This window comes from Oceanobacter sp. 1_MG-2023, assembly GCF_030689025.1.
Taxonomy (GTDB): domain Bacteria; phylum Pseudomonadota; class Gammaproteobacteria; order Pseudomonadales; family Oceanobacteraceae; genus Oceanobacter.
Window position 1 is genome coordinate 1 of record NZ_JAUYWA010000019.1, and the last position, 24,361, is coordinate 24,361.

Here is a 24,361-nt window from a genome sequence, read left to right on the forward strand (position 1 = left end):
TCTCTCCGTTTACTTCAAGTACCCGGAACAGGTGCGCAAAGCGATTTACACGACCAATGCGGTTGAGGCGGTGCATCCACTTCGAAGGACGGATCGACGGCTACGTGGATCTGTAAGTAATGGGTGACACAGAACTATGAACACCCTCGCATGGAGGAAAACAGGGGCAAGCCATCAGGCATGCCCCGGTTTGTTATGCTTGTCAGCCCGTACACGGCTGGTGCCCTGCCGAGCGTGGAGTATCAACCCTGGCCTTATCGACAAGGTCGATAATAATCAGCAAAAATTATTCTGGATACAGGCCTTGACGGCAATAAACTCCTGTTGGATGGCAGACAGCAAGCGACTGGCTTCTTCCCAGTCAACCTCTTCGGTTTTTCTGTCGCGCAGCATATCTTCCAGCTTTTTATTGCAATCCGACAGAGGAATGGCACACACATTGCCGCTGGCTCCCTTGAAGCTGTGGGCCTGGCCTCCCAGCCCGGTCACATCCTGTTGCGCCAGCGCTTCATTCATTTTAGGTAAGCGGCTCTCGCAATCATCCAGAAACAAAGTGATCAGCTCATCAAACTCCTCTTCCATCACTTCGCGCAACATGTCCAGCGACTCATCATCAAAATGATCCTGTAGTGTCATGAACTACTCCTCCTCCTGGTGAGGCCAATGAATAATCGCTTCCACTTCATTCCCCTTCCCATAATAAGTAATCGATTTGCATATCTGACTCACCAGAGAGATACCTCTACCGGAATACTGATGCTTGGTAACTTCCAGCAAGTCAGAGTCCTCTTCTCGTTGCAGTGACTGATAATCAAACCCATCGCCACTATCAACAAAGCGGACCCGTAGCTGCCCGGTCACGCCATCGCCCTGATGTTCCATATCAATCCGAATCCACTCATCTTCCAGCTGTTCCAGATGTTCCTGGCGCTGCTGGTAATATTTCATAAAACCTTCGGGCGAACGTTTCATGGTGGAATCCAGCTTCAACACCCCATGCTCCAACGCATTGGCAAACAGCTCACCCATAACGGTATACAGCTGGCCACTCATCATACGCAGGCCCGGTACTTCCATCATCAGATGCATCACCAAAGGCAAGGGGTTGAAATTACGCAGACTGACCGGGCCCAGTTCGTAACTGAAAGACCAGTCCATTGGCCCAACATCCGACGTCGTCGCAACCGCTTTAGGGTCGACTGCAATATCGTCCGGCAACACCATCTGAATCTCCAGCAAGGTGATATCATCATCACGTTCGCTGTTGTTCTGGAACTCGGCCAGTGTTGACTTGATCGTTGGAAAAATCATCTCGGCTGCCGCGGCAGAGTTGATCGCATCCTCAAGCCGTTGCTGCCCGAACATATCGCCAGCCGGATTACGCGCTTCAAGAATGCCATCAGACCACAGCAACAAACGATCGCCCGGTTCCATGGTGTACTCTTGCAAGGAATCAACAAAGCGGCTGTCACCGAACACTCCCAAAGGCAAGTGCTGGGAGCGCAAGGTATGCAGTGACGCATCAGCGACCCGATACAGATAACAATCCGGAATGCCGCCCATCCAGATACTGGTGGATTTGCGTTCAAAATTCATTTCGACCATCACTGCGCAGCAGAAAAAACCCACCGGCAAAATCGAATTCATCTTACGATTCACTTCACGAATGATATCGCGAATGCCAAAACCCTTGGCGGTCATACCATAAAAGATTTCCGCCAACGGCAAGGCACCAATGGCTGCCGGTAGGCCATGACCGGTAAAATCGCCCAGCAGCAGATTCATACTGCCGTTAGGCTGACGTGCAGCCAGCAGGACATCACCATTAAAGACCGCCAGCGGCGAGATCAGATAACGGATATTCGGGGCGGACAGACAGCCAAGGTGGGCCACATTGTCAAATACCGCTTTGGCTGCTTCCTGTTCCTGGATCAGATGTTCGTTATGGCAAACAATGGTATCGCGCTGTTGCTGCAAGGTCTGATGCATTTCCCGCATGCGGTAGAAAGAGCGTACCTTGGCCTGCAAGACCACCGGATTGTAAGGCTTGTTCAGAAAATCATCGCCACCACTTTCCAGACAGTCCGCCAGACCATAGGCATCGGTCATGGAGGTCAGAAAGATCACAGGCACCATATCTTCGCCAGCCAGCTGCTTGATCTGGCGCGCAGCCTCCTTGCCATCCATCACCGGCATCATCACATCCAGCAGCACGATATCCGGCGATTCTTGCTTGAACAGTGCCACAGCATCTGCACCATTTTCGGCATCCAGTACTTCATGCCCCTGCTTCTGGAGGATACGCCCCAGAATCTTGCGGTCGACCAGGTTGTCGTCGGCAATTAAGATCCGGATTGGCAGCATGTCAGTCGCCTCAGCGAATAGTAAAAAGTTGCTCGAAGTTGGAGATTGTCAAAATCTTTTTCACATCCTGATTACAATTCACAATGCTGATATCTGCTGCATCACCGCCCGCATGATCACGCAGCAGCAGCAACATGCCCAACGCCGAACTGTCGAGGTAAGAGGTTCCTGCCAGGTCCAGTACATAACGCAGTGCCGCTGGCTGGTGCGCATCATAAGCATCCCGAAATGCTTGGTGCACACTGAAATCAAAACGGCCAAATACCTTGATCGTTAATTCTTTACCATCGGCGGACACCAGGGTTTCTACAGTCATTGATCTATTACCTCATATACTCGAGAGCGGCCGCTCCCAAACAGTTTTTTACACCCGATCCTGCTCAAACCGACCAGGCTACAATTATTCTTAATAAACGTTTAGCACACGCTGTTAAATTTGCACAGCTCAGCGCGGTTTTTCCTATATAACAGCCATTATATGCGTTTACATCAAGTAATACCCCTGCCGTTATGCCATCAGCAGCGGCTATCGACGCAAAATGAAGTGTCTGCCAATCGCCACCAGCAACTGAAATATGCCGTACAAAGGCATCATAACAGCCGGTCGGCGCCGATGACTCACTTCAGCCGCGGTGATGACGTACAGGGGAAAGAAAAGAAAGAGAAGCAGATGGACGGGACGCAGGCCGCCACGATCACCAGAGACACACATGATGACTCCTATCGCACCGGCCCGGTGGGTATTGACGTTAGATTGGCAAGCAATCAGCGCTGGCTGTGATCAATATCCATACCCCGGAAAATACTGCAGCGCTCAAACGCTTCCAGCGTTGGCGCCACCGATTTATACAAACAATACTTGGAAACCAGCCGCGACAGCCCTTTGATATCCCGCCCGGTCGCAGCCGGAAATACATCCGTCAGAGTAGCCAGCAATGCCGGGCTGATATCCAGACCAAACTGGCGCGTCATAACGTCCCAGATTTTTTGTCGGTCGTCCCGTTCTGGTGGATGGTACTTGATCAGGGCAATACAGCGCGAGACGATGGCTTCATCGATATCTTCCACCCGATTGGTGGTCAGGAACAGCAAGCCATTAAAATATTCCAGCACCCGCAAAAAGACCCCCACCACCGCATTGGCGGCAATATTGTCATCCCGGCGTTTGATATAGACATCCGCTTCGTCGATCAGCATCACCGCGCCCCAGCGCTGCGCCCGGGTCAGAGTGTCCTTCAGTGCCAGCTCCATTTCCTTTACATTCAGGCCCAGCTGGCCAGAATGTACCCGATATAACGGCCGTTTGATAATCTCCGAATATACCTCCGCCGTCAGGGTTTTACCCACCCCGGGCGGCCCGGCACACAGCACTGTGGTACCGCCGGACTTGCCCTCCACGATATCGTCCATCAACACATCCATTTCTGCGGTCAGAATATCAATCAGATCGGTTTGTTCAGGGGGCAGAATCAGCTTGTCTTTCAACTCGGGTTGATACACATAAGGCGACATATCATCCACATGCACCCAGACATGATGATGCAACTCCAAGTGAAACATCAGCATATAGCCGTGAACCGGCAGCTGGGTGAAGACATCCTCTGGCACATTGGCCATCAAGGCTTCGACCCGCTGCTCGACCTTCTCGTTGTAGTTCATGCTGCGTCCGGCCTTGCGCAAATACTTGCCCAGAATCTGGCCCGGTGCATCCAGCGTCAGCTCTCGTTCTTTCAGGACTTCTTCATCATTAACCAGCCGGGCAGTTCCCCCACCCGACGACAGCACCACCCGGTTTTTGCGTGACCAGTCGGTGGTACGGTGGCTGGCACCGGGATCTTCCGCAAAAATGCCGGTACCAGCCCCTGAAAACTGCATGCCGTAATCAGAACGCCAGTCAAAATAGCGGTTCGACGACGCCTCGTAGGCCGCCATCAGGGCCGGGGTTTCTTTCAGAAAACCCTTGCTGGCGAAGATTTCGGCCAGCGTATGGCCTTCAATATCACGTTCACGAATCACCAGATTTTCTGTTGCGATGCGGGCCATGGCATTGGCTTTTAATTCCAGCAGAATCCGGCCCGTTTCTTCCTCCCCTGGGGGAGTAAAGTCGATACGCGTGACCAGATAAGCAATGGGTTTCCCCGATGTCACCACCCGGAACAGCCAGCCACGAATGGCATCCTGTAATAAATACTCGGTGATCGCCGCCACCAATAATTCCAGATTACCCGCCTCAAAACGTTCCCCGGCTGTTCCCATGGCCTGCTTCAGAGTGGCGAGTTGCGCAGCCTGACCCGCCATCGACGGCCCGGCTTCCAGATACAGGGTTTCCAGAAAGTCCAGTTGCTCGACAGTCAGCTGGACAAATGGCACCTCAGCCCGATGGCCAAATCGCAGCTGGTCAGCCAGATACGACAAGGTCGGAAAACGCTCAACCAGAGCTTCTACATAAATACGATGAATGTTCAGTTTCATAATCAACACTTGAAAAACGTCAGTTACAGGCCTTGTTGCAAGCGCCAGACCAGTCACTAACTTGTTGATTTTGTGTGGAATAGCAGCCTCAGCTGTCGCAAATCATACAGCCTGAATGTACCAATCAGTGGCACTGAAGCGAAAGCGACAGCCCGAAAGATTGTCTTGTTAATGGCGGTCTTGTTAATAGCGCTGAAACCTGCCAGCAAAACAGACACCCCAAACAAACACCCCAGACAGACGTTCAAAACCAAAGAATCCGTTGACCGATAAATATATATGGAATTTCGCATATATGGTTGTTAGCATGCGCGTATTCACACAGGACACAGCACATCATGAAAGTGTTATTTATCTGCACCGGCAACTCTGCCCGCTCGCAACTGGCGGAAGTGGTACTGCGCAATATGGCCGGCGACCACTTTGAAGTCTTCAGTGCAGGAACGCAGCCGGAAGGCATCGATAGCAGAACACTCCAGACACTGGATAAAGCCGGCTTGCCAACCGTGGGCCTGCGCTCCAAGAACCTGACCGAATTTGCCGCGCAGTCATTTGATTATGTAATTACGCTCTGCGACAAGGCACATCAGGAATGCCGCCAATGGCCAACCGCCGGAGTGACGATGGCCTGGGACTTTCCTGACCCCAAAGCCAGCGACGACCCCCTGGCGTTCACCCGTACCTTGCAGGAAATCAGCGAGCGCATCCGTCTGTTTGTGCTGGTCAACAGCAAGGCCAGCAAACCAGATCCGTCGTTTACGCCGGTCGAATTTTTCAAAGCCATGGCCGATGACACTCGCCTGCAATCCTTGCTGCTGATCGCCGACCGGGGAGAATTATGCGTTTGTGAGCTGATGACCGCCCTGAACGAATCACAACCCAAAATCTCACGCCATCTGGCGCAACTGCGCAAGAACAACATTTTGAAAGACCGCCGCCAAGGGCAATGGGTGTACTACCAACTGCACCCCCTGATGCCCTCCTGGGCCAGGGATGTTTTGCACATCACCTTCGCCAACAACACCGACTACCTGGCAGAGGCGCTGCAACGCCTGTCTGCCGATGCCACCACGACCGGAGACGCTTGACATGAAAATCCTGTATATCTGCACCCACAACCGCTGCCGCAGCATTCTTTCGGAAGCCGTCACCAACCATAAGTCTGACGGCTCGCTGGTGGCCAGAAGTGCCGGGAGCCAACCGTCCGGAGAAGTACACCCACTGTCACTGAAATATCTCGCCGAAGCCGGTATGGATACCACCGGCCTGCAAAGCCAGTCCTGGGATGATCTCGAAGATTTTGCGCCAGACCTGGTAGTGACTGTGTGTGATTCTGCCGCCGGAGAAGCATGCCCGGTCTGGTTCGGACAATCCCTCAAGGTGCACTGGGGATTGGAAGATCCGTCCAAATTACAAGGCAGCGATGATGAGATTGCAGCGGCGTTTCGCCATACCATCCAGCAAATCGAAACACGCGTCGACGCCCTGCAGGACATCGCCCGGCTGGATAAAAGCCTGTGGCCAGCCGCACTGGCACAACAGGGGGCCAAATAATGGATCTGCACGATATGTCACTGCCCAACCTCGACGAAAATCACTTCCAAATCCCGAAGCCAGCGTCATTCAGCCTTGCGGGGCCGGAGCATAAGCCGCGTTTCTTGCTGCTGTACGGTTCCTTGCGCGACCGCTCTTTCAGCCGTCTGGTTATTGAAGAATGCGCCCGGCTGCTGGTCCATATGGGCGGCGAAGTCCGTATTTTTAATCCATCCGGATTACCACTACCGGACGATGCCGATGATCAGCATCCCAAGGTCAAGGAATTACGCGAACTGGTTGTCTGGTCGGAAGGACAAGTCTGGTGTTCACCGGAACGCCATGGTTCGATCACCGGCATCATGAAAACCCAGATTGACTGGGTACCCCTGTCGATGGGCGCAGTGCGGCCGACCCAGGGCAAAACCCTGGCCGTGATGCAGGTCGAAGGTGGCTCGCAGTCGTTTAATGCCGTCAACCAGCTGCGCGTGCTCGGCCGCTGGATGCGCATGATCACCATCCCGAACCAGTCTTCGGTGGCCAAGGCCTTTATGGAGTTCGACGACAACAATCGCATGAAACCATCTGGCTACTACAACCGCATCGTCGATGTGATGGAAGAGCTGATGAAATTTACCCTGCTCACCCGCCATAACAGCGCCTATCTGGTCGACCGGTATTCCGAGCGGGTAGAAAGTGCCGAGGCACTGATGCAACGCGTCAATCAACGATCTATCTAGGAGCAAACCAGCATGGGACTGTTTGAACGTTATCTATCGGTGTGGGTCGCCTTGTGTATTGCGGCAGGCGTACTGCTTGGCAATCTGCTGCCGACGGTGTTTACCCTGATCGCCACATGGGAATACGCCCATGTAAACCTGGTTGTGGCCGTGCTGATCTGGCTGATGATCTATCCCATGATGATCCAGATCGATTTCAGCTCACTGAAAGACGTGGGCAAAAAACCCAAAGGCCTGGCCCTGACACTGGTCGTCAACTGGCTGATCAAGCCTTTCACCATGGCAATGCTGGGCTGGTTGTTCTTCAAGGTCTTGTTTGCCGGCTGGGTCGATCCACAATCCGCAGAAGAGTATATTGCCGGGATGATCCTGCTCGGGGTTGCTCCCTGCACCGCGATGGTGTTTGTCTGGAGCCAACTGACACGGGGCGACGCCAATTACACATTGGTTCAAGTCTCGATCAACGACATCATCATGATTTTTGCCTTTGCACCGATTACCGCTTTTTTGCTGGGGATCAGTGATATTCAGGTGCCATGGGAAACCCTGCTGATTTCCGTCCTGTTATACGTTGTTTTGCCATTGATTGCCGGTGCCCTGACCCGCAAGAAACTTGACCGGGGAAACGATCACCAGCGCCTGAACAGTTTTGTTGCCGCTCTGAAACCCTGGTCGATCGTTGGCTTGCTGACCACAGTGATTTTGCTGTTTGGTTTTCAGGCCGAAACCCTGCTGGAAAAACCCCTGGTTATCGGCCTGATTGCCATTCCGCTGTTAATTCAGACCTACGGCATCTTTGCCTTGAGCTACTTCGCCGCCAAACGGATGAAACTGGCACACAACGTAGCTGCACCCGCCAGTATGATTGGCTCGTCCAACTTCTTTGAGCTGGCCGTTGCCGTCGCGATTTCACTGTTTGGCCTGCATTCCGGAGCCGCTCTGGCCACCGTGGTCGGTGTCTTGGTGGAAGTGCCGGTGATGCTGTCGCTGGTCTGGTTCGCCAACCGTACCCGTCACTGGTTTGATTGATATTTGAGACCACGAAGGGCTGCCATGGAGGGCGCCCCGGCATCGTGATTCCGGCCCTACGGCCGTGGCACCGTTGTAATATCAAACGCGTTCAGGCACTGCACGCAAATACACCGTTGTCCGGCAGAATCACGATTTTGTTCCAGCAATTGCGGCGGGAAGGTCGCTGTCATACACCAGCACTGCGCCGCATCCCGCTGGTTGGCCACGGCGCATTCATTATCCCTGGCACACAAGGGACACAGCCGCGGCGAGGGTTCTCCGAGGTCTGTCCCTTGCACCGTCCGCTCTGATGGTATGACAGTCGTCACCGGGTCAGTCATCTTGATTTCCAATTCCATTAACAGGCACTAGCCTGACTGCTATTCAGACCACACGGCCAATTCATTACCACTGGGTTCGGTAAAATGAAAACGGCGGCCCCCCGGGAAAGTAAATATCGGCTGAATAATCACCCCACCAGCTTGCTCAACCGCCGCCAGAGTCTCTTCCAGATGGTTACTGAAAAATACCAATAGCGCACCGCCTTGCTCCACTCGGGAGGCCAGCTCCGCCCGATAAAATCCGCCGTCGAGTCCTGCGTCGGCAAACGCAGTGTAATCCGGGCCGTAGTCAATAAACTGCCAGCCAAAGACAGCGTTAAAAAATGCCTTGGTGGCTTCCAGATTACTGGCTGCCATTTCTACGTAGTTCAGTTTGCCGTGCTGATTCATGGCTTTGCCCTTTATGAATAACGTCTGTTGGTAACGTCTGTTGATCGCGCCGGTTGCTGATACTGACCGAACACATTGGCTTATAACATACGAATTACCCGTGCCGGGTTACCGGCTGCCACAGCACCGGCGGGAATATCCCGGTTCACCACACTGCCAGCCCCAATGACACAACGGTCACCAATCGTTACTCCGGGCAATACCGACACATTGCCACCAAGCCAGACATGGTGCCCAATCACAACCGGCGCGCCGGATTCGATCGTCTCTCGTTCAACAGGGTCTAACGGGTGTTTGGCCGTTGCGATCATACAGCCCGGCCCCATCATCACGTGTTCAGCGATTATTACCGGGCAAACATCCAGAATCGTGAGATTATGATTGGCGTAAAAATGATCACCGATCTCGATATTCACCCCATAATCACAAAAGAAATTAGGCTCGATATAGGCACTGCCATGCAAGGTCAGCAAGCCATCCAGTAATGCCATACGAGCCGCAGGCTGGCGAGGATCGGCCTGGTTAAAGGCATGACAAACCGATTTGGCCAACAGGCGTGCTTGCAGCAGCTCGTTATCCCAGGCGTTATAAGGCAAACCGGCCAGCATTTTTTCACGTTCGGTCATACCGTCCCTTGCCGACAGCGGTCAACAAAGGTCTGGATCAGTTGACCGGAAATAGACATCGGTGGCGGGATTTCTGGCAAGTTGGTGTAGTGAAACCATTGGGCATCCGATATTTCATCATCATCGATCACAATCTCGCCACTGGCGTAACGGCTGATAAACCCGACCATCAGTTGGCCCGGAAAAGGCCAGCTCTGGCTACCAAAGTATTCAAGATCCTGCACCCGCACGCCAACTTCTTCCTTGACCTCACGGTGTACCGCATCTTCGATCGATTCACCGGCTTCGATAAACCCTGCCAATGTGCTGTAAAAATTGGTTTTGTAACGGGTGTGATGCGCCAGCAGGCAATATTCTCCCTTGATCACAATGGTAATCATGCAGGGTGAAATACGCGGATAATACATTTTGTTGCACGGCTCACACGTCATTGCCCGCTCAACCCGGTGCCGCTGGGTGGGTTGTCCGCACAGCCCACAAAAGCGATGCTCGCGAACCCAGATGCACAACTGCAACGCCCGCGCCAGAGCCAGATATTCCGCCGCAGAGGCAATGGCCATCAGCACCCGGGGAGACAGCCACTGATGTTGCGAAGAGGCGGTCGGCTGTGCCAGCTCAACCACAAAACACGGTGTCTTGCCGTTGGCGATGCCGACATAAATGGCCTGATCCTGGATGGGCAGATCGGCCATTCCAGACAAGCGCTGCGCCTCCTCATCAGCATACAGCGTCAGTTGTGCCTCGATACCCGATAATAACTGTCCCTCACTCACCAGCAGATAACGAGGTGCTTGATCATGTTGCTCTGGCAGGTAATCGCACAGTTCAAAAGTAAAAATATGGCTCATGGTGAGCGCCTGTAACCTTGGCTTGAAAGTGTAACGATAACCCCGGCTGCCAAAGGCGGCAAATGCTCCGTGTGATTCATTCAGGCATAATCCACCGACCAATTGATGGTGTTTACGAAAGGCGAATACTGGCGTGGTTAAAAAAACAGCAACAAAAAACAGCAAAACCGGCAAGGCAAACAAGGCCGCTCTGAAACCGGTCAGCATCCAGTTGCCCGGACAAGGCCAACGCACCCTGCCAGCACAGGAAGCCATGGGACTGGCACAACGCTGGTCAGGCAGTGGCCAGCCCTTGCCCGCACTGGATCTGCTCAAACAGGTCACGCAACAACTGCCCGGTTTTGCCGATGCCTGGATGCTGCTGTTTGCCACCCTCAATAAAACCGGAGACCAGCAAGGCCTGATTCATGAAGCGCAGCGCTGCCTGAGCAGCAAACCCCGTTTTATTCCGGCCCTGACCAACCTGTCCCAGGCCATGAGGCTGACCCAGCAACACCAGAGTGCCTTACAGCTGATCGACAAAGCCATCAAGCTGGAACCGGCACTGGCAGAATTGCACAACCACCGTGGTGTTATTCTGAAAGAAACAGGCCGCAGTGATGATGCACTTGCCAGCTTTAACCGCTGTCTGGCGCTGCAGCCCGGTAATGCCAATGCCATCTGGAACCGTTCCGACATGATCGGTGTCTTGCCAGAGCAGGAATATCAGGGTTATGCGGCGCTGGCGAGCGGCGACAATCTCCCCCCGAGACAGCGGGTAATGGTGTATTACGCCCTCAGTCGCAGTGATGAGGCAGCCCAGGAATATGCCCGCCAGTTCGACAATATCAAAGCGGGTGCCGACCTCTATCGCTCGTTAGTGCCATACCAGCATCAGGCCGAACTCAACCAGATCGAAAAAACCATCAGCGCCTTTCCTGCCTCGCACCTTGCGCGTCTTTCTCCTTCCGCAGACCCGGCAAGCGATGTGATACCGGTCTTTATCTGTGGCTTGCCCCGTAGTGGCACCACACTGACCGAACACATTTTGTCCAGCCACCCCAGTGTGACTGCTGGCGACGAACTTAACGACCTGCCATTGGCCTGTGGTCAATACCTGACCCGTCGAGGCATTCGGAAAAGCTTTCCGGACTGGGGCGCCGATATGCCACAGGAAGGCTGGCAAGCCATTGGCAGCGCCTACCGCAAAAGCACCAGAGCACTGCAAGGCAGCGGCTGGTTTACCGACAAAAACCTGCAAAACTACAAGGCGATCGGCGTGATTCGTCAGGCCTTGCCAGAGGCCAGGATGGTGGTCTGCCGACGTCACCCGATGGACAATTTGTGGGGCTGTTACCGCCAGTTTTTCTCCGAAGGCATGTACTTCACCTACCAGCAGGAAGAGTTGGCCGATATTTGGAACGCCAGCGACAAGCTGATTCAGCACTGGCAGAACACCGGAGCCGATATTTTTGTTATGGAGTATGAAGCCCTGATTGCCGAGCCAGAGCCGACCATCCGGGCACTGCTGGATTTTGTTGGCCTGCCGTGGGATGACGCCTGCCTGAATTTTCATAACAACAAGCGCAGTGTCCGTACCCTGTCGGCGACCCAGGTACGCCAGCCGCTATCAAACAGCCGGGTAGCGCAGTGGCGGCGTTACGAAGAGCAACTGCAACCGATGTTGCAACGGCTTAACCAGCCCTGAACCCTGCCTGCAGCATAAAACCGTTTCGCTCAGGCGCCAGGCTCCCATACCAAAGATCGGCATGGGAACCTGAAAACAGCACAAGCGGCGTGATTACATCACCGCCAGCACCAGACCACCGGCAGCGATAGAACCACCCGCAACACGAGCCACCAGGGTAGCAAGTGCAGGTTTACCGGCCTTGATCAGGGCGATACCAGCCAGATGCAAGACCAGCGTAGCCAGCATAAAGCCGCTCATATAGCCCACACCGCTAGCCGCAAGTGGCATTTCGGCACCGTGAGCAACACCGTGAAACATCGCCATGGCCGCCGTCAGGGCAGTGCACAGCAGCAGATTAAAGCGGGCTGCAAAAGCCACCAACAAACCGGCGGCGATCACCGACGCCAGAATACCGCTTTCCACAAAGGGGACGGTCATGCCTGCCATCGACAGGCCAGCGCCCAACGCCATGGTCGCGATAAACGCCAATGGCAGTTGCCAGATGGCTTTCCCGCCCATTTGGGCTGCCCACAGGCCGACTGCCACCATGGCCAACAGGTGATCCAGCCCGGTAAACGGATGGCTCAGACCCGCCATCAGACCCGAGGTTTCGTGACCGGTATGCGCCATGGCTACCGTTGGCACCAGTGCCGCAACAGTCATGGACGCCGTGAGGGCAGTTTTAAAAATAGGTTTCATAGCGGTTTCCTTGATGTCGTTCGTTCAACAAGAGTTGTTTAATCTCTTAATCTTTCGTCGTGTAATGTTTCAGTCGCGCCAGCGTCGTGCAAACAATGTTGTCGCTTACACCACTGCTTTGGCAGGTGGAATCTCTTTTGGCTCCAGCATGCCTTCGGTCACAATAAAGTGAATGATGTCATCCAGACCCTGGGCCTGTTTCAGGTTGGAGAATACAAATGGCCGGGTGCCACGCATTTTCCTGGCATCACGATCCATGACTTCCAGAGAAGCACCAACCAGAGGTGCCAGATCGGTTTTGTTGATGATCAACAAGTCCGATTTGGTAATGCCCGGGCCACCTTTGCGAGGAATCTTGTCCCCCGCCGACACGTCAATCACGTAGATCGTCAAGTCCGACAGCTCCGGGCTGAAGGTCGCACTGAGGTTATCGCCACCACTTTCGACAAACACCACATCCAGCGCACCGTGGCGCTCCAGCAGCTGGTCAATGGCTGCCAGGTTCATGGAAGCATCTTCACGAATGGCGGTGTGCGGGCAGCCGCCGGTTTCAACCCCAAGAATACGATCCGAGCTGAGCGCCTCGTTTTCGGTAAGGAATTTTGCGTCTTCCTTGGTGTAAATATCGTTGGTCACCACGGCAATATCGTAATGGTCACGCATCGCGGTACACAACGAACGCAGCAGCGCCGTCTTGCCTGAGCCAACCGGGCCGCCTACGCCTACGCGTAATGTCTGTTTTGGTTTCGACATACAAATCCCCTTGTCTTTTTAACGCCGTTCGACTCGTTCAGGAGCGAAACAGGCGTGAGTACATATGTTCATGTTGAGAACTGACAATCGCCAGAGCGGGCAAGCCTGCTCCTATCCCATCGTCGTCGATGGTGTCGGCTCGATCCAATGCCTGTTGTAACGCCGGCTGTAAGGCACCCAGCAGTTGCTGGGCCTGGGTTTGCCCCAAAGGCACTAGCTTGGTTGCTGCGGCAATCTGGTTTTCCAGCCAGGACCATAACAATCCCAGCGCTGCCGACCGATAAGGAATTCCCCATCCACCAGCCGCCAGCGCAAACAGGCAGACAAAACTGACCGGCTCTCCTTTGGCAAAAGGCAGATCCATATTCAGGCTGGTCAGCAGACGGTGCAAGGCTTCTCCCATGGCGGTATCGGTCAGCCGCAATTCACGGGTTTCCCGACAGGCCAGCAGCAAGTCATTCAGGCGCTGTAATTCTGCCGGGTCATTCGCGTCAATGGCGGCCATACACCGCCGCAAGACCGGCACATCCGTGGTCGCCAGGCTGTATACCAGCTGCTCGCTCACCCATTGACTGACCTGATCGGCGTTGCGAATCCAGCCCGCCTCAATGGCGTATTCCATGCCGTGGGAAAACGCATACCCGCCCACCGGCAAACTGACCGAGCACAGCTGCATCAAGCGGATCAGACCGGCGTCACTCAAGGTGGCCCCGGCGGCCGCTTCAGTGATGATGGCCATCGGCATGCCCGTGGGAGTGGCCGTGACCTTGTGAATGGTCGTGATCGTCATCATGGCTGTGGCTGTGATCATGGTCGTGACCGTGTGAATGACCGCCATGACCGCCGTTGGCATAAGCCCCCGATTCCGGCACAAAAACAGCCTCGGTCGCACTGACCGTCAGGCCGAGTAATACCAGCATTTCTTCCAACACATGATCCGGTGTAATACGCAGCCAGCGCTCCCCGACTTGCAATTTCACATGGCGATTACCCAGGTGATAACAGGCCCGGGAAAAAGTGCGCCAGTCATCACACGTTGCTTCTGCAACGGCTTCGACTGCACCATCAATCTGTACTATTTTGCCGCATTGCGTTTTCAGAAACTCGCCAACCAGCAGCGGCTTGCCACGTTCCAGAAACACCCGCACTTCTTCACCGTCTGTGCTGACCAGGCGTAAACGCCCACGGTCGCGCTGCTCATGCGTCAGGCAAACCGTGGCGTAAATCGGGCCGGCGGCCTCAAGGCCAAGGCGTTCGTAAACTTCCAGCATTGTGTTCTCCAAATTCACTCAGAACAGGCAATACAACTGCGCCAAAGGCAGTTCGGTTGCCGGTTCACAGGTTAACAGCTCGCCGTCGGCACGCACTTCATAGGTTTGCGGGTCGACGGTGATATTCGGCTGCCAGCTGTTGTGCACCATATCGCTTTTGCGAATGTTGCGGGTATTTTTACAGGCCACCAGCTCGCGCTTGATGCCCAGTTGCTCTTTCAGGCCATTATCCAGCGCCGCCTGGGACACCATGGTGAACGAGGTTTTGGCCGCCGCCGAACCATGGGCACCAAACATCGGCCGGTAATGCACTGGTTGTGGAGTCGGTATCGACGCGTTCGGATCACCCATTTGTGCCGCCGCAATCATGCCGCCCTTGATGATCATGGAAGGTTTGACGCCAAAAAAAGCCGGCTTCCACAACACCAGATCCGCCAGTTTACCCGGTTCAATCGAACCCACTTCGTGGGAGATGCCGTGGGTAATCGCCGGGTTGATGGTGTACTTGGCGATATAGCGACGGGCACGGAAGTTGTCATTCCCTTGCGCCTGGTCTTCTTCCAGAAAACCAAACTGCTGCTTCATTTTATGGGCGGTTTGCCAGGTGCGTGTGACCACTTCGCCGACTCGTCCCATGGCCTGGGAGTCGGACGAGATCATCGAAAAGGCACCGCGATCGTGAAAGATATCTTCCGCTGCGATGGTTTCCTTGCGGATACGTGAATCAGCAAAGGCAACGTCTTCCGGAATCGAGGTATCCAGATGGTGACAAACCATCAGCATGTCCAGATGCTCATCCACCGTGTTTACGGTATAGGGCCGGGTCGGGTTGGTGGAGGACGGCAATACATTCGGGTAGGAACAGGCACGGATAATATCCGGTGCGTGACCGCCCCCGGCACCTTCGGTGTGATAGGTATGAATCACCCGATCCTTGAACGCTCCGATGGTGTCGTCGACAAAACCGGATTCATTCAGGGTGTCGGTGTGAATCGCCACCTGTACATCGTATTGCTCCGCCACGCCCAGGCAACAGTCGATGGCCGCAGGGGTGGTGCCCCAGTCTTCGTGCAGCTTCAGGCCACAGGCGCCGGCTTGCAGCTGTTCTTCCAGGGCGTCTGGCAGGCTGGCGTTACCCTTGCCCAGAAAGCCGAGGTTCATCGGCATATCATCAGTGCTCTGGATCATTTTGGCCAGATACCATGGCCCCGGCGTACAGGTTGTGGCATTGGTGCCAGTGGCCGGGCCAGTACCACCACCGATCATGGTGGTAACGCCGCTCATCAATGCTTCTTCAATCTGTTGCGGACAAATAAAGTGAATATGGGCATCGATGCCCCCTGCGGTCAGGATCGAGCCTTCTCCGGCGATCACTTCCGTACCGGGGCCAACGATAATATCGACACTGTCCTGAATATCCGGATTACCGGCCTTGCCGACTTTGACAATACGACCGTTCTTGATGCCGACGTCACCTTTGACAATCCCCCAATGATCCAGCACCAGTGCGTTGGTAATCACCAGATCCATGGCGGGCTCACCTTCGGGGGGATTATTCAGCGCCTGGCTCTGGCCCATGCCGTCACGGATAACCTTGCCACCGCCAAATTTGACTTCGTCACCATAAACCGTGAAATCCTGCTCCACTTCGATCCACAGGTCGGTATCACCCAGGCGTACCTTGTCGCCCACGGTAGGACCAAACATCTGGGCGTAAGCGGTGCGATCCATTTTTACCGAGACGGTGCTCTCGTCAGCGGCAGCAGCAGCGGGCAACTTGCCCATGACATCACCACGGAAGCCATAGATTTCACGCTTGCCCGCAAACTCCACCAGTTCCACTTCACGCCCTTGACCCGGCTCAAACCGGACCGCCGTTCCAGAAGCAATATTGAGATGGAATCCCAGTGCGGCCTCACGATCAAAGCTGAGTGCCGGATTGGTTTCGGCAAAATGATAATGGGAGCCAACCTGAATCGGGCGGTCCCCGGTGTTTTCCACCCGGACGGTCAGGGTTTTACGGCCAGCGTTCAGTTCGATTTCGCCGCTGGCAGCTTGTACTTCACCTGGTATAAACATGGAGTGTCTCCCTGTAATGGGGTTTAAACGTGTTCTTGCTGGATGCTTTGCGCCAGCCCGGTATGCCCGGTGACTGACGACGGCCACGACGGATCACCCGCCGGACAATCTAGCAAATAGGCTCGTGCACAGTGACCAACTTGGTGCCATCCGGAAAGGTGGCTTCTACCTGCACTTCATGGATCAGCTCAGGTACCCCGTCCATCACCTGATCACTGCTGAGCAGGGTTTTGCCATAACTCATCAGTTCAGCCACGGTTTTACCGTCACGCGCCCCTTCAACAATTTCCATGGTGATATAGGCCATGGCTTCCGGGTAGTTCAGTTTCAAGCCACGATTCAGGCGTCGTTCAGCCAGCAAGGCGGCAGTAAATATCAACAGCTTGTCTTTTTCTCTTGGCAGTAGTTCCATGCCGGACCTCTTTGATGTTGGTCGTATTATTCAGGTTGGAGCCGCCGGTCAGGTGGCCCAGATTCGTGGGGCGCAGGCATTGCGCCCTGTCAGCAACGGGCGGATTTCTTGCCAGCAGCGGGTAAACAGTGAGCGCCCTTGTTCCGAGCAATGACCAAGATAACGGATAATCAGAAAATCATGATTAAGAGTAACACCTGTTAGATATGCTTTTCCAGACCCGTCCGGTTGCAGTAATTCGCGCAACTGCTGGATATGCTCTTCGGTCAGCAAGGCCTGGCCATCGGGTTGGCCGGGGCTGCCGTCCGATAAAAACGGCCCGGCCACCATCATGCCGCTGATGGGCATGGATTGCAGTCCGGTCATGGCGGCGTAGAGACCTTGCTGGCCATCCACCACCAGGCGTTCTCGCAGCACCAGCCGACCATCACGGAACAGATTGAGATTCTGGGTGAATGAACTGTCGGCGCTGAACGGTTGGCTTGAAGCCGGTAATCCCAGACTGGTGACATCCCAACCGATATAACTTGCCCCGGCTGACAGGTAAACATCGGTATCCAGACGCGTATTGGCCCCCGGATAAATGATGCTCTCCAGCGGCAGCCATTCCAGTGTTGCCTGTTCGGCCAGTTCAAAGCGAAGGGTTTGTCGTTGCAAGGTTTTATCAGCACGGGCCTTGTAGGCCCGACCGGCACCGGGAGTGGTGATCAACGCTGACGCCGCTGGGCCAAGACTGGCGCTGATGGCCAGCGTATCCCCTGAGACCATACCACCGGGAGGATGCAGCAAATACACATGCGCCAGCTCGCGCCCTTCCGGGTAAAACGGCTTTTGCACATACAACGGCCCGTGATGGACGTTGCTTTTTAACACCGAGCCGCGCGCGGTTCGGCTGATGCCTAACGCCAGTGATGCGTTCCAGCGGGATGGCTCCGCTGGAGGGACTGACGCTGGCTCTTTAACCGGCATATTCATGCCGCGTACTCCTTGATCTGTTATGCCAATAAGCGAGGGTTGCTTGCCATCATACTGCCAGATATTGTCGAATCAGGGCATCGTTCAAATTGGCCATCTTGTCACTTGCAACAACCCGGCCCTTTTCCATCAGCCGGAACTCTTTACCGACCCGGCGCGCAAAACCGAGTTTCTGCTCAACCAGAATTACCGTCAGCCCTTCTTCTTCGTTCAGCTTGAGGATGACATCACCAATCTGACGGACGATATTGGGCTGAATGCCTTCGTTGGGTTCATCCAGAATCAGGACATTGGGTTCGATCACCAGTGCCCGCCCGATAGCCAGCTGCTGCTGCTGACCACCGGAAAGGTCACCGCCACGGCGGTGCAGCATTTCTTTCAAGACTGGAAACAGGGTAAAGATTTTTTCCGGAATCTCGGCCGAATCATCCTCACGCCCCAGCATTTTTAACCGCTGCTTGCGAATGGGCAGACCAATCCGCAGGTTTTCTTCCACCGACAGCATCGGGAAAATATCCCGTCCTTGCGGCACGTAACCAATGCCGGCCACGGCCCGGGCTTCGGCATTTTTCTTGTGCAGCGGCTCACCGTCGAGCAGGATTTCACCATTCGAAATCGGCAATAGTCCCATCAGGCATTTCAGCAGTGTGGTTTTGCCGACTCCATTACGCCCCATAATGCAGGTACAGGAGCCTTGCTCGATCGCCAGATCGAGATCCCACAAAATCTGGGTGCCGCCATACAGTTGGTTGACCTTGTTAATGGCAATCATGCTTCTTCCCCCAGATACACTTCAATCACGTCGCGGTTGCTCTGAATCTGGTCCATGGTGCCTTCGGCCAGAACGGCTCCCTGGTGCAAGACGGTCACGGTTCGGGCAATACTGCGGACAAATTCCATATCGTGTTCCACCACAATCACCGTGTGTTTCCCGGCCAGCGAGGTCAGCAACTCAGCGGTGCGTTCGGTTTCCTGCGGGGTCATGCCAGCCACCGGCTCATCCACCAGCAGCAGCCGGGGTTGTGCCATCAGCAACATGCCGATCTCCAGCCATTGCTTCTGACCGTGGGACAAGGCACCGGCCAGCATCGAGCGCTGTTCCGTCAGGCCGATGATTTCCAGCACTTCTTCGATACGACCGATTTCCGTCGGACTGAGACGGGCAAACAGCGTGGGCAACACCCCCTTGTTGGACTTCAGCGACAGCTCCAGGTTGTCGAATACGCTGTGTGCTTCAAACACCGTCGGTTTCTGGAACTTGCGACCAATGCCCAGTTCGGCAATTTCCGCTTCCGAGCGGTTCAGCAAATTATGATTGCTGCCAAAATACACCGTACCGGAGTCCGGTTGGGTCTTGCCGGTAATCACATCCATCATGGTGGTTTTACCGGCCCCGTTGGCACCAATCAGGCAACGCAACTCACCATCGTTGACGTACAGATTGAGGTTATTCAAGGCCTTGAAACCGTCAAAGCTGAGGTTCACCCCTTCGACATACAGAATCATCTGCTGCGAGACATTGACCTCTGGCTGCTTCGGCATCAGAAAGGGCCAGACCTGATCCGGCCGCAAGGCATCCCGGGCCTGATCGGAAACTGTTTCAATCACACTCATGAGGACACCCCGCTGGAATCCGACGTTGATGTTGTTGGCGCTGCTGACGTTGCAGGTGTTGATGTTGCCGCGGTGGATGCAGATGCTTCAGGCGCGGCGGGTCGAGTCGCAAAACGCTGCTGCAGCTGACCGTAAATACCCATCAAGCCTTTTGGCAAATACAGCGTTACCAATACAAACAGTGCACCCAGCGCAAACAGCCAGCCATCCGGCATAATGGCCGTAAACCGTGTCTTGGCGTAGTTCACCAGCAACGCCCCAATAACCGCACCAATCAGCGTGCCACGGCCACCAACCGCCACCCAGATCACCACCTCAATCGAGTTGATGGGGGAAAACTCTCCGGGGTTGATAATACCCACCTGAGGCACATACAAGGCCCCGGCAATTGCCGCAATCACTGCGGAATAGACAAACAGCCAAACCTTGTACTGCTCGGTGCGATAACCGATAAAGCGGGCGCGGGATTCGCCATCCCGAATGGCTACAATCACCTTGCCAAGCCGCGACTTCATAATCCAGTGACTGGTAATCAGTGTCAGCGACAGCATTAATGCCGTGATCAGAAACAGCGCCACCCGGGTGCTGTCCGACTGCAGATCAAAGCCGAGAATATCCTTGAAGTCAGTCAGGCCATTGTTGCCACCAAACCCCATTTCGTTACGGAAAAACGACAGCAGCAAGGCATAGGTCAGCGCCTGGGTCATGATCGACAGATACACCCCGGTCACCCGCGAGCGAAACGCCAACCAGCCAAACACATACGCCAGAATACCGGGCACCAGCACCGCCATCAGCATGGCAAACCAGAACTGATCCATCCCCTGCCAGAACCAGGGCAACTCACTCCAGTCGAGGAACACCATAAAGTCGGGTAATTCCGGGTTGCCATAAACCCCGCGATCACCAATCTGGCGCATCAGGTACATGCCCATGCCATAACCACCCAGCGCAAAAAATGCCCCGTGGCCAAGACTGAGAATGCCGCAATAGCCCCAAATCACATCCACCGCCAACGCCAACATGGCGTAGCTGAGGTATTTGCCCAACAAGGTAATGGTGTAGGTGCTGACATGAAATGCCGATGTTTCCGGCACCAGCAAATTGGCCGCCGATGCCAACACGGTCACCACCAGCAGCAGAATCACAAAGGGGGCGACCCGACCACCAGGCTGACCCTTGTTTTTCAGCAAGGTCTGAAATACAGCAGCAAGTGCGTTCATTCTGCCGCCCTCCCTTTTTGAGGAAACAATCCTTTCGGACGTTTCTGGATAAACAGAATGATAAAGACCAACACCAGGATACTGGCCAGCACCGCTCCCGTAACCGGTTCCAGAAACTTGTTGGCAATACCCAGCGAGAAGGCTGCCACCAGCGTGCCGAGCAGATTGCCGACACCGCCAAAGACCACCACCATAAACGAATCAATAATATACGCCTGGCCCAGGTTCGGCCCCACGTTGGTCAGCTGGCTCAACGCCACCCCGGCAATACCGGCAATGCCGGAACCCAGACCAAAGGTCATGGCATCGACCCGGTCGGAGCGCACCCCCATGGCCCGGGCCATGGAACGATTCTGCGAGACCGCCCGAACATTCAGGCCCAGATTGGTTTTCTTCAAGATCAGTTGCAGGGCAAAAAACACCAACAACGCAAACGCCAGAATGTACAAACGATTCAGGGTCAGCGACAACACCGGGTTGATCTCGACCGAGCCACTCATCCACTCAGGAGATGCCACCTGCCGGTTCAGCGGCGAGAAAATCGTACGCACCAGCTGCTGCAGGATCAGGCTGATCCCGAAAGTCGCCAGCAGGGTTTCCAATGGGCGACCGTGCAAATGGCGAATGACCAGCCGCTCAATCAGGACGCCCATCAGACCCGATACAATAAAGGCAGCCGGGATCGCCACCCACAGTGAATAATCGATCAGGTTGGGCATGATCAGCTGAATCACATACGTCGTATAAGCCCCCAGCATGATCATTTCACCATGGGCCATATTGATCACCCCCATAACCCCGAAGGTAATGGCCAGACCAATCGCCGCCAGCAGCAAGACCGAGCCAAGGCTCAGGCCAAAAAACAACTGGTCAACAAAACCGTACAGTTCCACCCGTTCCTGAATACGGTCCAGCGCCTTCGCCGCTGCCTTACTGACCACCGGGTTGTAGTCACTGTGATCCGTTGCCATATCCGCGAAGTAACGCAGAACGTTGCGGGCATCACCTTCCAGACTGCCACCAATGGCTTCAATGGCCGCCAGTTGATCGGCTTGTTGTGTCGAACTTTCCAGCTGATACATGGCCAGCGCCAGATCCATGATTTCTTGAACTGATGCTACGGTTTCATGCTGACGCGCTGCCTGAATCGTCACGATGGTATCGGCATCCAGCTCCGACAGCAGGTTTTTCACCGCCGTCTCGCGTACTTCAGCCCGTTCGGACGACAAACGAATCCGGGCTATCACGCCATTCAAATAGTTGCGCAAGCGGTTATTTACCCGAATCTTTTTCACATCACGCTTGCCCAGGTCTGAGACCAGAACACTGGTCAGCGGGTCTTTATATTCGGTTTCGCCCTTGGTCTCGATCTTGCCGACCACCTGGCGTGTTGCTTTCACGTAGTAGAGATCCCCGGCGAGCAGGGTTTTGAACAGCGGCAGTATCTCCTTGCCGCCCAGGTCATGCAGTTGCTCCAGCACCGGGATCGTTTTGTTCAGCGAGGTTTCGGTCAACTCAAGCAGCAATGACTCGATCGTCACAACCGGAGCCAGCGCCTCAGCATCCAGGCCAGCTTCCAGCGCAACCGTCGTTAATTCAGATGGCTCAACAGCGACTGGCGTTGTCTCAGCGTCGGGCGCTCGTACCGCGTCATCCAACTCGGCAAACACCGGCCCGGCCAGCATGCCGAGCAGGCAGCAGCAGGTAATAAACAGTTTTTTCACAATGAGGCTCCGCGTCTGATGATCAGGAAAACCAACAGACACCCCGGTCCAGATAAGAACCAGAATGTCGGCGGGCGGAATCAGGTAGTCAGATACCCTGCCAGAAGTGGCAGGGCTTGGGGGTCCGGCGTCGGCCTAGTAGTTCTGGCCAGAGCAGGTTTTGGTTTTGGTGTTGTAGTTACCGCACTTGGTAGGTGCCGTCCAATCGGCAATCAGATCCTTGGAACCCGGCAGGAAGTCGGACCAGGCATCACCAGCGACCAGGCCATCGGTTTCCCAGACAACTTCGAACTGGCCATCGTCCTGAATCTCACCGATCAGTACTGGCTTGCTCAGATGGTGGTTTTTGTTCATCACCGCCATGCCGCCAGTCAGGTTCGGCGCTTTCTGGCCGATCAAAGCTTGTTCAACCTTGTCGACATCGGTGGTACCGGCTTTGGCAACGGCCTGGGTCCACATTTGGAAACCGATATAAGTCGCTTCCATAGGATCGTTGGTTACGCGCTCGTCGTTACCGGTAAATTTCTGCCAGCTTTCGATAAAGGCTTCGTTTTCATCGCTATCCACGCTCTGGAAGTAGTTCCAGGCGGCCAGGTGACCCACCAGAGGCTTGGTATCGATACCGGACAGTTCTTCTTCACCAACCGAGAAAGCAACAACGGGAATGTCTTCAGCCGAAACACCCTGGTTACCCAGTTCCTTGTAGAAAGGCACGTTGGCATCACCGTTAATGGTAGAAACCACTGCGGCTTTTTTACCCTTGCTGCCGAACTTCTTGATATCCGACACAATGGACTGCCAGTCAGAATGACCAAACGGCGTGTAATTGATCATGATGTCTGATTCCTTGACACCCTTGGACTTCAGATATGCTTCCAGAATCTTGTTGGTAGTACGGGGATAAACGTAATCGGTACCGGCCAGAACCCAGCGTTTGACGCCCAGATCATTCATCAGATAATCAACCGCAGGAATGGCCTGCTGGTTTGGCGCAGCGCCAGTGTAGAATACGTTTTTGGAAGATTCTTCCCCTTCGTACTGCACCGGGTAGAACATCAGACCGTTCAGCTCTTCAATCACCGGCAAAACGGATTTACGGGAAACCGACGTCCAGCAACCGAAGATGACATCCACCTCGTCTTTGGTCAGCAATTCGCGGGTTTTTTCAGCAAACAAAGGCCAGTTAGAGGCAGGATCAACCACCACGGCTTCCAGCTGCTTACCCAACAAACCACCCTTCTTGTTTTGCTCTTCCACCATCATCAGAACCGTGTCTTTCAGCGTTGTTTCTGAAATCGCCATGGTGCCAGACAACGAATGCAACACACCCACCTTGATGGTGTCGGCTGCAAGTGCACTGTAGCTTGCCATAGTAGCACCAACCGCCAGAGCGACGCCGGTAACCAGCTTTTTGAATGTCATACCGAAGCTTCCTTTAATCTACTTTTATTGGCCTGGTGACGCCCGCTGACGGGCCTCCCCTCTTCTGTAATCTGCCAGTCAATTATTCGGAAAAGCCCTGCATTCAGGTATGGGGTAATTAACGCACAGGTATACGTCATTTGACGTATAGCCGCAGAGACCGGCGCCATCCGGGCCACAAGCGAGAGCGCAGAC

Annotated in this window: 25 protein-coding genes and 2 pseudogenes; 7 read left to right on the forward strand and 20 right to left on the reverse strand. The window is 54.6% G+C overall.

Annotated features, from left to right (window positions below; genetic code table 11):
* Window positions 1–121: pseudogene (locus Q8W22_RS16700) on the forward strand (IS256 family transposase); the annotation flags it as partial.
* Between the two features lie 155 nt (window positions 122–276).
* On the opposite strand, the gene Q8W22_RS12215 reads toward Q8W22_RS16700, so the two are convergent.
* The 3 genes from Q8W22_RS12215 to Q8W22_RS12225 are packed head-to-tail and all read right to left on the reverse strand — an operon-like array spanning window position 277 to window position 2,680.
* Window positions 277–636, reverse strand: coding sequence for an Hpt domain-containing protein (locus Q8W22_RS12215; RefSeq protein WP_303433062.1), 360 nt, complete (start codon window positions 634–636; stop codon window positions 277–279).
* A gap of 3 nt (window positions 637–639) precedes the next feature.
* Window positions 640–2,364 carry a SpoIIE family protein phosphatase gene (locus Q8W22_RS12220; RefSeq protein ID WP_305452491.1) on the reverse strand — a complete coding sequence of 575 codons (1,725 nt, stop codon included), beginning with the start codon at window positions 2,362–2,364 and terminating at the stop codon, window positions 640–642.
* Window positions 2,365–2,374: 10 nt separating this feature from the next.
* Window positions 2,375–2,680, reverse strand: coding sequence for an STAS domain-containing protein (locus Q8W22_RS12225; protein WP_303433064.1), 306 nt, complete (start codon window positions 2,678–2,680; stop codon window positions 2,375–2,377).
* A 297-nt stretch (window positions 2,681–2,977) separates the two neighbouring features.
* Here Q8W22_RS12225 and Q8W22_RS12230 point away from each other — a divergent pair, with 297 nt between their 5' ends.
* Window positions 2,978–3,145: a hypothetical protein gene (locus Q8W22_RS12230; RefSeq protein ID WP_305452492.1), complete on the forward strand. Its 168-nt coding sequence runs from the start codon at window positions 2,978–2,980 to the stop codon at window positions 3,143–3,145.
* On the opposite strand, the gene Q8W22_RS12235 is transcribed toward Q8W22_RS12230, so the two are convergent.
* Entirely contained in the window at window positions 3,130–4,836 is a 1,707-nt protein-coding gene (locus tag Q8W22_RS12235; RefSeq protein WP_305452493.1) for an ATP-binding protein, read from the reverse strand. The two genes, Q8W22_RS12230 and Q8W22_RS12235, sit on opposite strands and share 16 nt — an antisense overlap.
* Before the next feature lie 338 nt (window positions 4,837–5,174).
* On the opposite strand from Q8W22_RS12235, the gene Q8W22_RS16705 reads away from it, so the two are divergent.
* The 4 genes from Q8W22_RS16705 to arsB are packed head-to-tail and all read left to right on the forward strand — an operon-like array spanning window position 5,175 to window position 8,138.
* On the forward strand, window positions 5,175–5,924 hold the full coding sequence (locus tag Q8W22_RS16705) for a metalloregulator ArsR/SmtB family transcription factor (RefSeq protein WP_370694178.1): 750 nt from the start codon (window positions 5,175–5,177) through the stop codon (window positions 5,922–5,924).
* A 1-nt stretch (window position 5,925) separates the two neighbouring features.
* On the forward strand, window positions 5,926–6,390 hold the full coding sequence (locus Q8W22_RS12250; protein WP_303433066.1) for an arsenate reductase ArsC: 465 nt from the start codon (window positions 5,926–5,928) through the stop codon (window positions 6,388–6,390).
* Window positions 6,390–7,109, forward strand: a complete 720-nt coding sequence (gene arsH, locus Q8W22_RS12255; protein ID WP_303433067.1) for an arsenical resistance protein ArsH — start codon at window positions 6,390–6,392, stop codon at window positions 7,107–7,109. The genes Q8W22_RS12250 and arsH overlap by 1 nt, the downstream gene beginning before the upstream one ends.
* Before the next feature lie 12 nt (window positions 7,110–7,121).
* Window positions 7,122–8,138, forward strand: coding sequence for an ACR3 family arsenite efflux transporter (gene arsB / locus Q8W22_RS12260; RefSeq protein WP_305414969.1), 1,017 nt, complete (start codon window positions 7,122–7,124; stop codon window positions 8,136–8,138).
* A gap of 56 nt (window positions 8,139–8,194) precedes the next feature.
* On the opposite strand, the gene Q8W22_RS16710 is transcribed toward arsB, so the two are convergent.
* The 4 genes from Q8W22_RS16710 to nudC form a co-directional block, all read right to left on the reverse strand.
* The gene (locus tag Q8W22_RS16710) at window positions 8,195–8,479 is read right to left on the reverse strand and encodes a cysteine-rich CWC family protein (protein ID WP_370693291.1); all 285 of its coding nucleotides are present in this window, start codon (window positions 8,477–8,479) and stop codon (window positions 8,195–8,197) included.
* Window positions 8,480–8,500: 21 nt separating this feature from the next.
* Window positions 8,501–8,851 (reverse strand): VOC family protein, encoded by a 351-nt coding sequence (locus Q8W22_RS12265; protein ID WP_305452494.1) that lies wholly within the window; start codon window positions 8,849–8,851, stop codon window positions 8,501–8,503.
* An 80-nt stretch (window positions 8,852–8,931) separates the two neighbouring features.
* Window positions 8,932–9,477: a sugar O-acetyltransferase gene (locus Q8W22_RS12270; protein WP_303433072.1), complete on the reverse strand. Its 546-nt coding sequence runs from the start codon at window positions 9,475–9,477 to the stop codon at window positions 8,932–8,934.
* On the reverse strand, window positions 9,474–10,325 hold the full coding sequence (gene nudC / locus Q8W22_RS12275; protein ID WP_305452495.1) for an NAD(+) diphosphatase: 852 nt from the start codon (window positions 10,323–10,325) through the stop codon (window positions 9,474–9,476). Before nudC ends, Q8W22_RS12270 begins: the two co-directional genes overlap by 4 nt.
* A 133-nt stretch (window positions 10,326–10,458) precedes the next feature.
* On the opposite strand from nudC, the gene Q8W22_RS12280 reads away from it, so the two are divergent.
* The gene (locus Q8W22_RS12280; RefSeq protein WP_305452497.1) at window positions 10,459–12,012 is read left to right on the forward strand and encodes a tetratricopeptide repeat-containing sulfotransferase family protein; all 1,554 of its coding nucleotides are present in this window, start codon (window positions 10,459–10,461) and stop codon (window positions 12,010–12,012) included.
* A 93-nt stretch (window positions 12,013–12,105) separates the two neighbouring features.
* Here the strand turns inward: Q8W22_RS12280 and Q8W22_RS12285 are convergent, their stop codons facing one another.
* The 12 genes and pseudogenes from Q8W22_RS12285 to urtA all read right to left on the reverse strand — a co-directional run bounded on the left by Q8W22_RS12285 (window position 12,106) and on the right by urtA (window position 24,166).
* Window positions 12,106–12,693 (reverse strand): HupE/UreJ family protein, encoded by a 588-nt coding sequence (locus tag Q8W22_RS12285; protein WP_305452498.1) that lies wholly within the window; start codon window positions 12,691–12,693, stop codon window positions 12,106–12,108.
* Between the two features lie 105 nt (window positions 12,694–12,798).
* The gene (gene ureG, locus Q8W22_RS12290) at window positions 12,799–13,446 is read right to left on the reverse strand and encodes an urease accessory protein UreG (RefSeq protein WP_303433076.1); all 648 of its coding nucleotides are present in this window, start codon (window positions 13,444–13,446) and stop codon (window positions 12,799–12,801) included.
* Window positions 13,447–13,483: 37 nt separating this feature from the next.
* Entirely contained in the window at window positions 13,484–14,257 is a 774-nt protein-coding gene (locus tag Q8W22_RS12295; RefSeq protein ID WP_370693292.1) for an urease accessory protein UreF, read from the reverse strand.
* Window positions 14,258–14,267: 10 nt separating this feature from the next.
* Window positions 14,268–14,717 (reverse strand): annotated as a pseudogene (gene ureE / locus Q8W22_RS12300) (urease accessory protein UreE); the annotation flags it as partial.
* An 18-nt stretch (window positions 14,718–14,735) separates the two neighbouring features.
* Window positions 14,736–16,796, reverse strand: a complete 2,061-nt coding sequence (gene ureC, locus Q8W22_RS12305) for an urease subunit alpha (protein ID WP_305452499.1) — start codon at window positions 16,794–16,796, stop codon at window positions 14,736–14,738.
* A gap of 109 nt (window positions 16,797–16,905) precedes the next feature.
* Window positions 16,906–17,208, reverse strand: a complete 303-nt coding sequence (locus Q8W22_RS12310; protein ID WP_303433078.1) for an urease subunit gamma — start codon at window positions 17,206–17,208, stop codon at window positions 16,906–16,908.
* A 48-nt stretch (window positions 17,209–17,256) separates the two neighbouring features.
* Window positions 17,257–18,183, reverse strand: a complete 927-nt coding sequence (locus Q8W22_RS12315; protein ID WP_305452500.1) for an urease accessory protein UreD — start codon at window positions 18,181–18,183, stop codon at window positions 17,257–17,259.
* A gap of 49 nt (window positions 18,184–18,232) precedes the next feature.
* Window positions 18,233–18,955, reverse strand: coding sequence for an urea ABC transporter ATP-binding subunit UrtE (gene urtE, locus Q8W22_RS12320; RefSeq protein WP_303433080.1), 723 nt, complete (start codon window positions 18,953–18,955; stop codon window positions 18,233–18,235).
* Window positions 18,952–19,797 (reverse strand): urea ABC transporter ATP-binding protein UrtD, encoded by an 846-nt coding sequence (gene urtD / locus Q8W22_RS12325; protein ID WP_305414960.1) that lies wholly within the window; start codon window positions 19,795–19,797, stop codon window positions 18,952–18,954. Before urtD ends, urtE begins: the two co-directional genes overlap by 4 nt.
* Window positions 19,794–21,020: an urea ABC transporter permease subunit UrtC gene (urtC, locus tag Q8W22_RS12330; protein WP_305414959.1), complete on the reverse strand. Its 1,227-nt coding sequence runs from the start codon at window positions 21,018–21,020 to the stop codon at window positions 19,794–19,796. The genes urtD and urtC overlap by 4 nt, the downstream gene beginning before the upstream one ends.
* On the reverse strand, window positions 21,017–22,744 hold the full coding sequence (gene urtB, locus Q8W22_RS12335; RefSeq protein WP_305452502.1) for an urea ABC transporter permease subunit UrtB: 1,728 nt from the start codon (window positions 22,742–22,744) through the stop codon (window positions 21,017–21,019). Before urtB ends, urtC begins: the two co-directional genes overlap by 4 nt.
* A 135-nt stretch (window positions 22,745–22,879) precedes the next feature.
* A complete protein-coding gene (gene urtA, locus Q8W22_RS12340) occupies window positions 22,880–24,166 on the reverse strand; it encodes an urea ABC transporter substrate-binding protein (RefSeq protein WP_305414956.1) in 1,287 nt (428 codons plus the stop codon).
* Window positions 24,167–24,361: the final 195 nt, after the last annotated feature.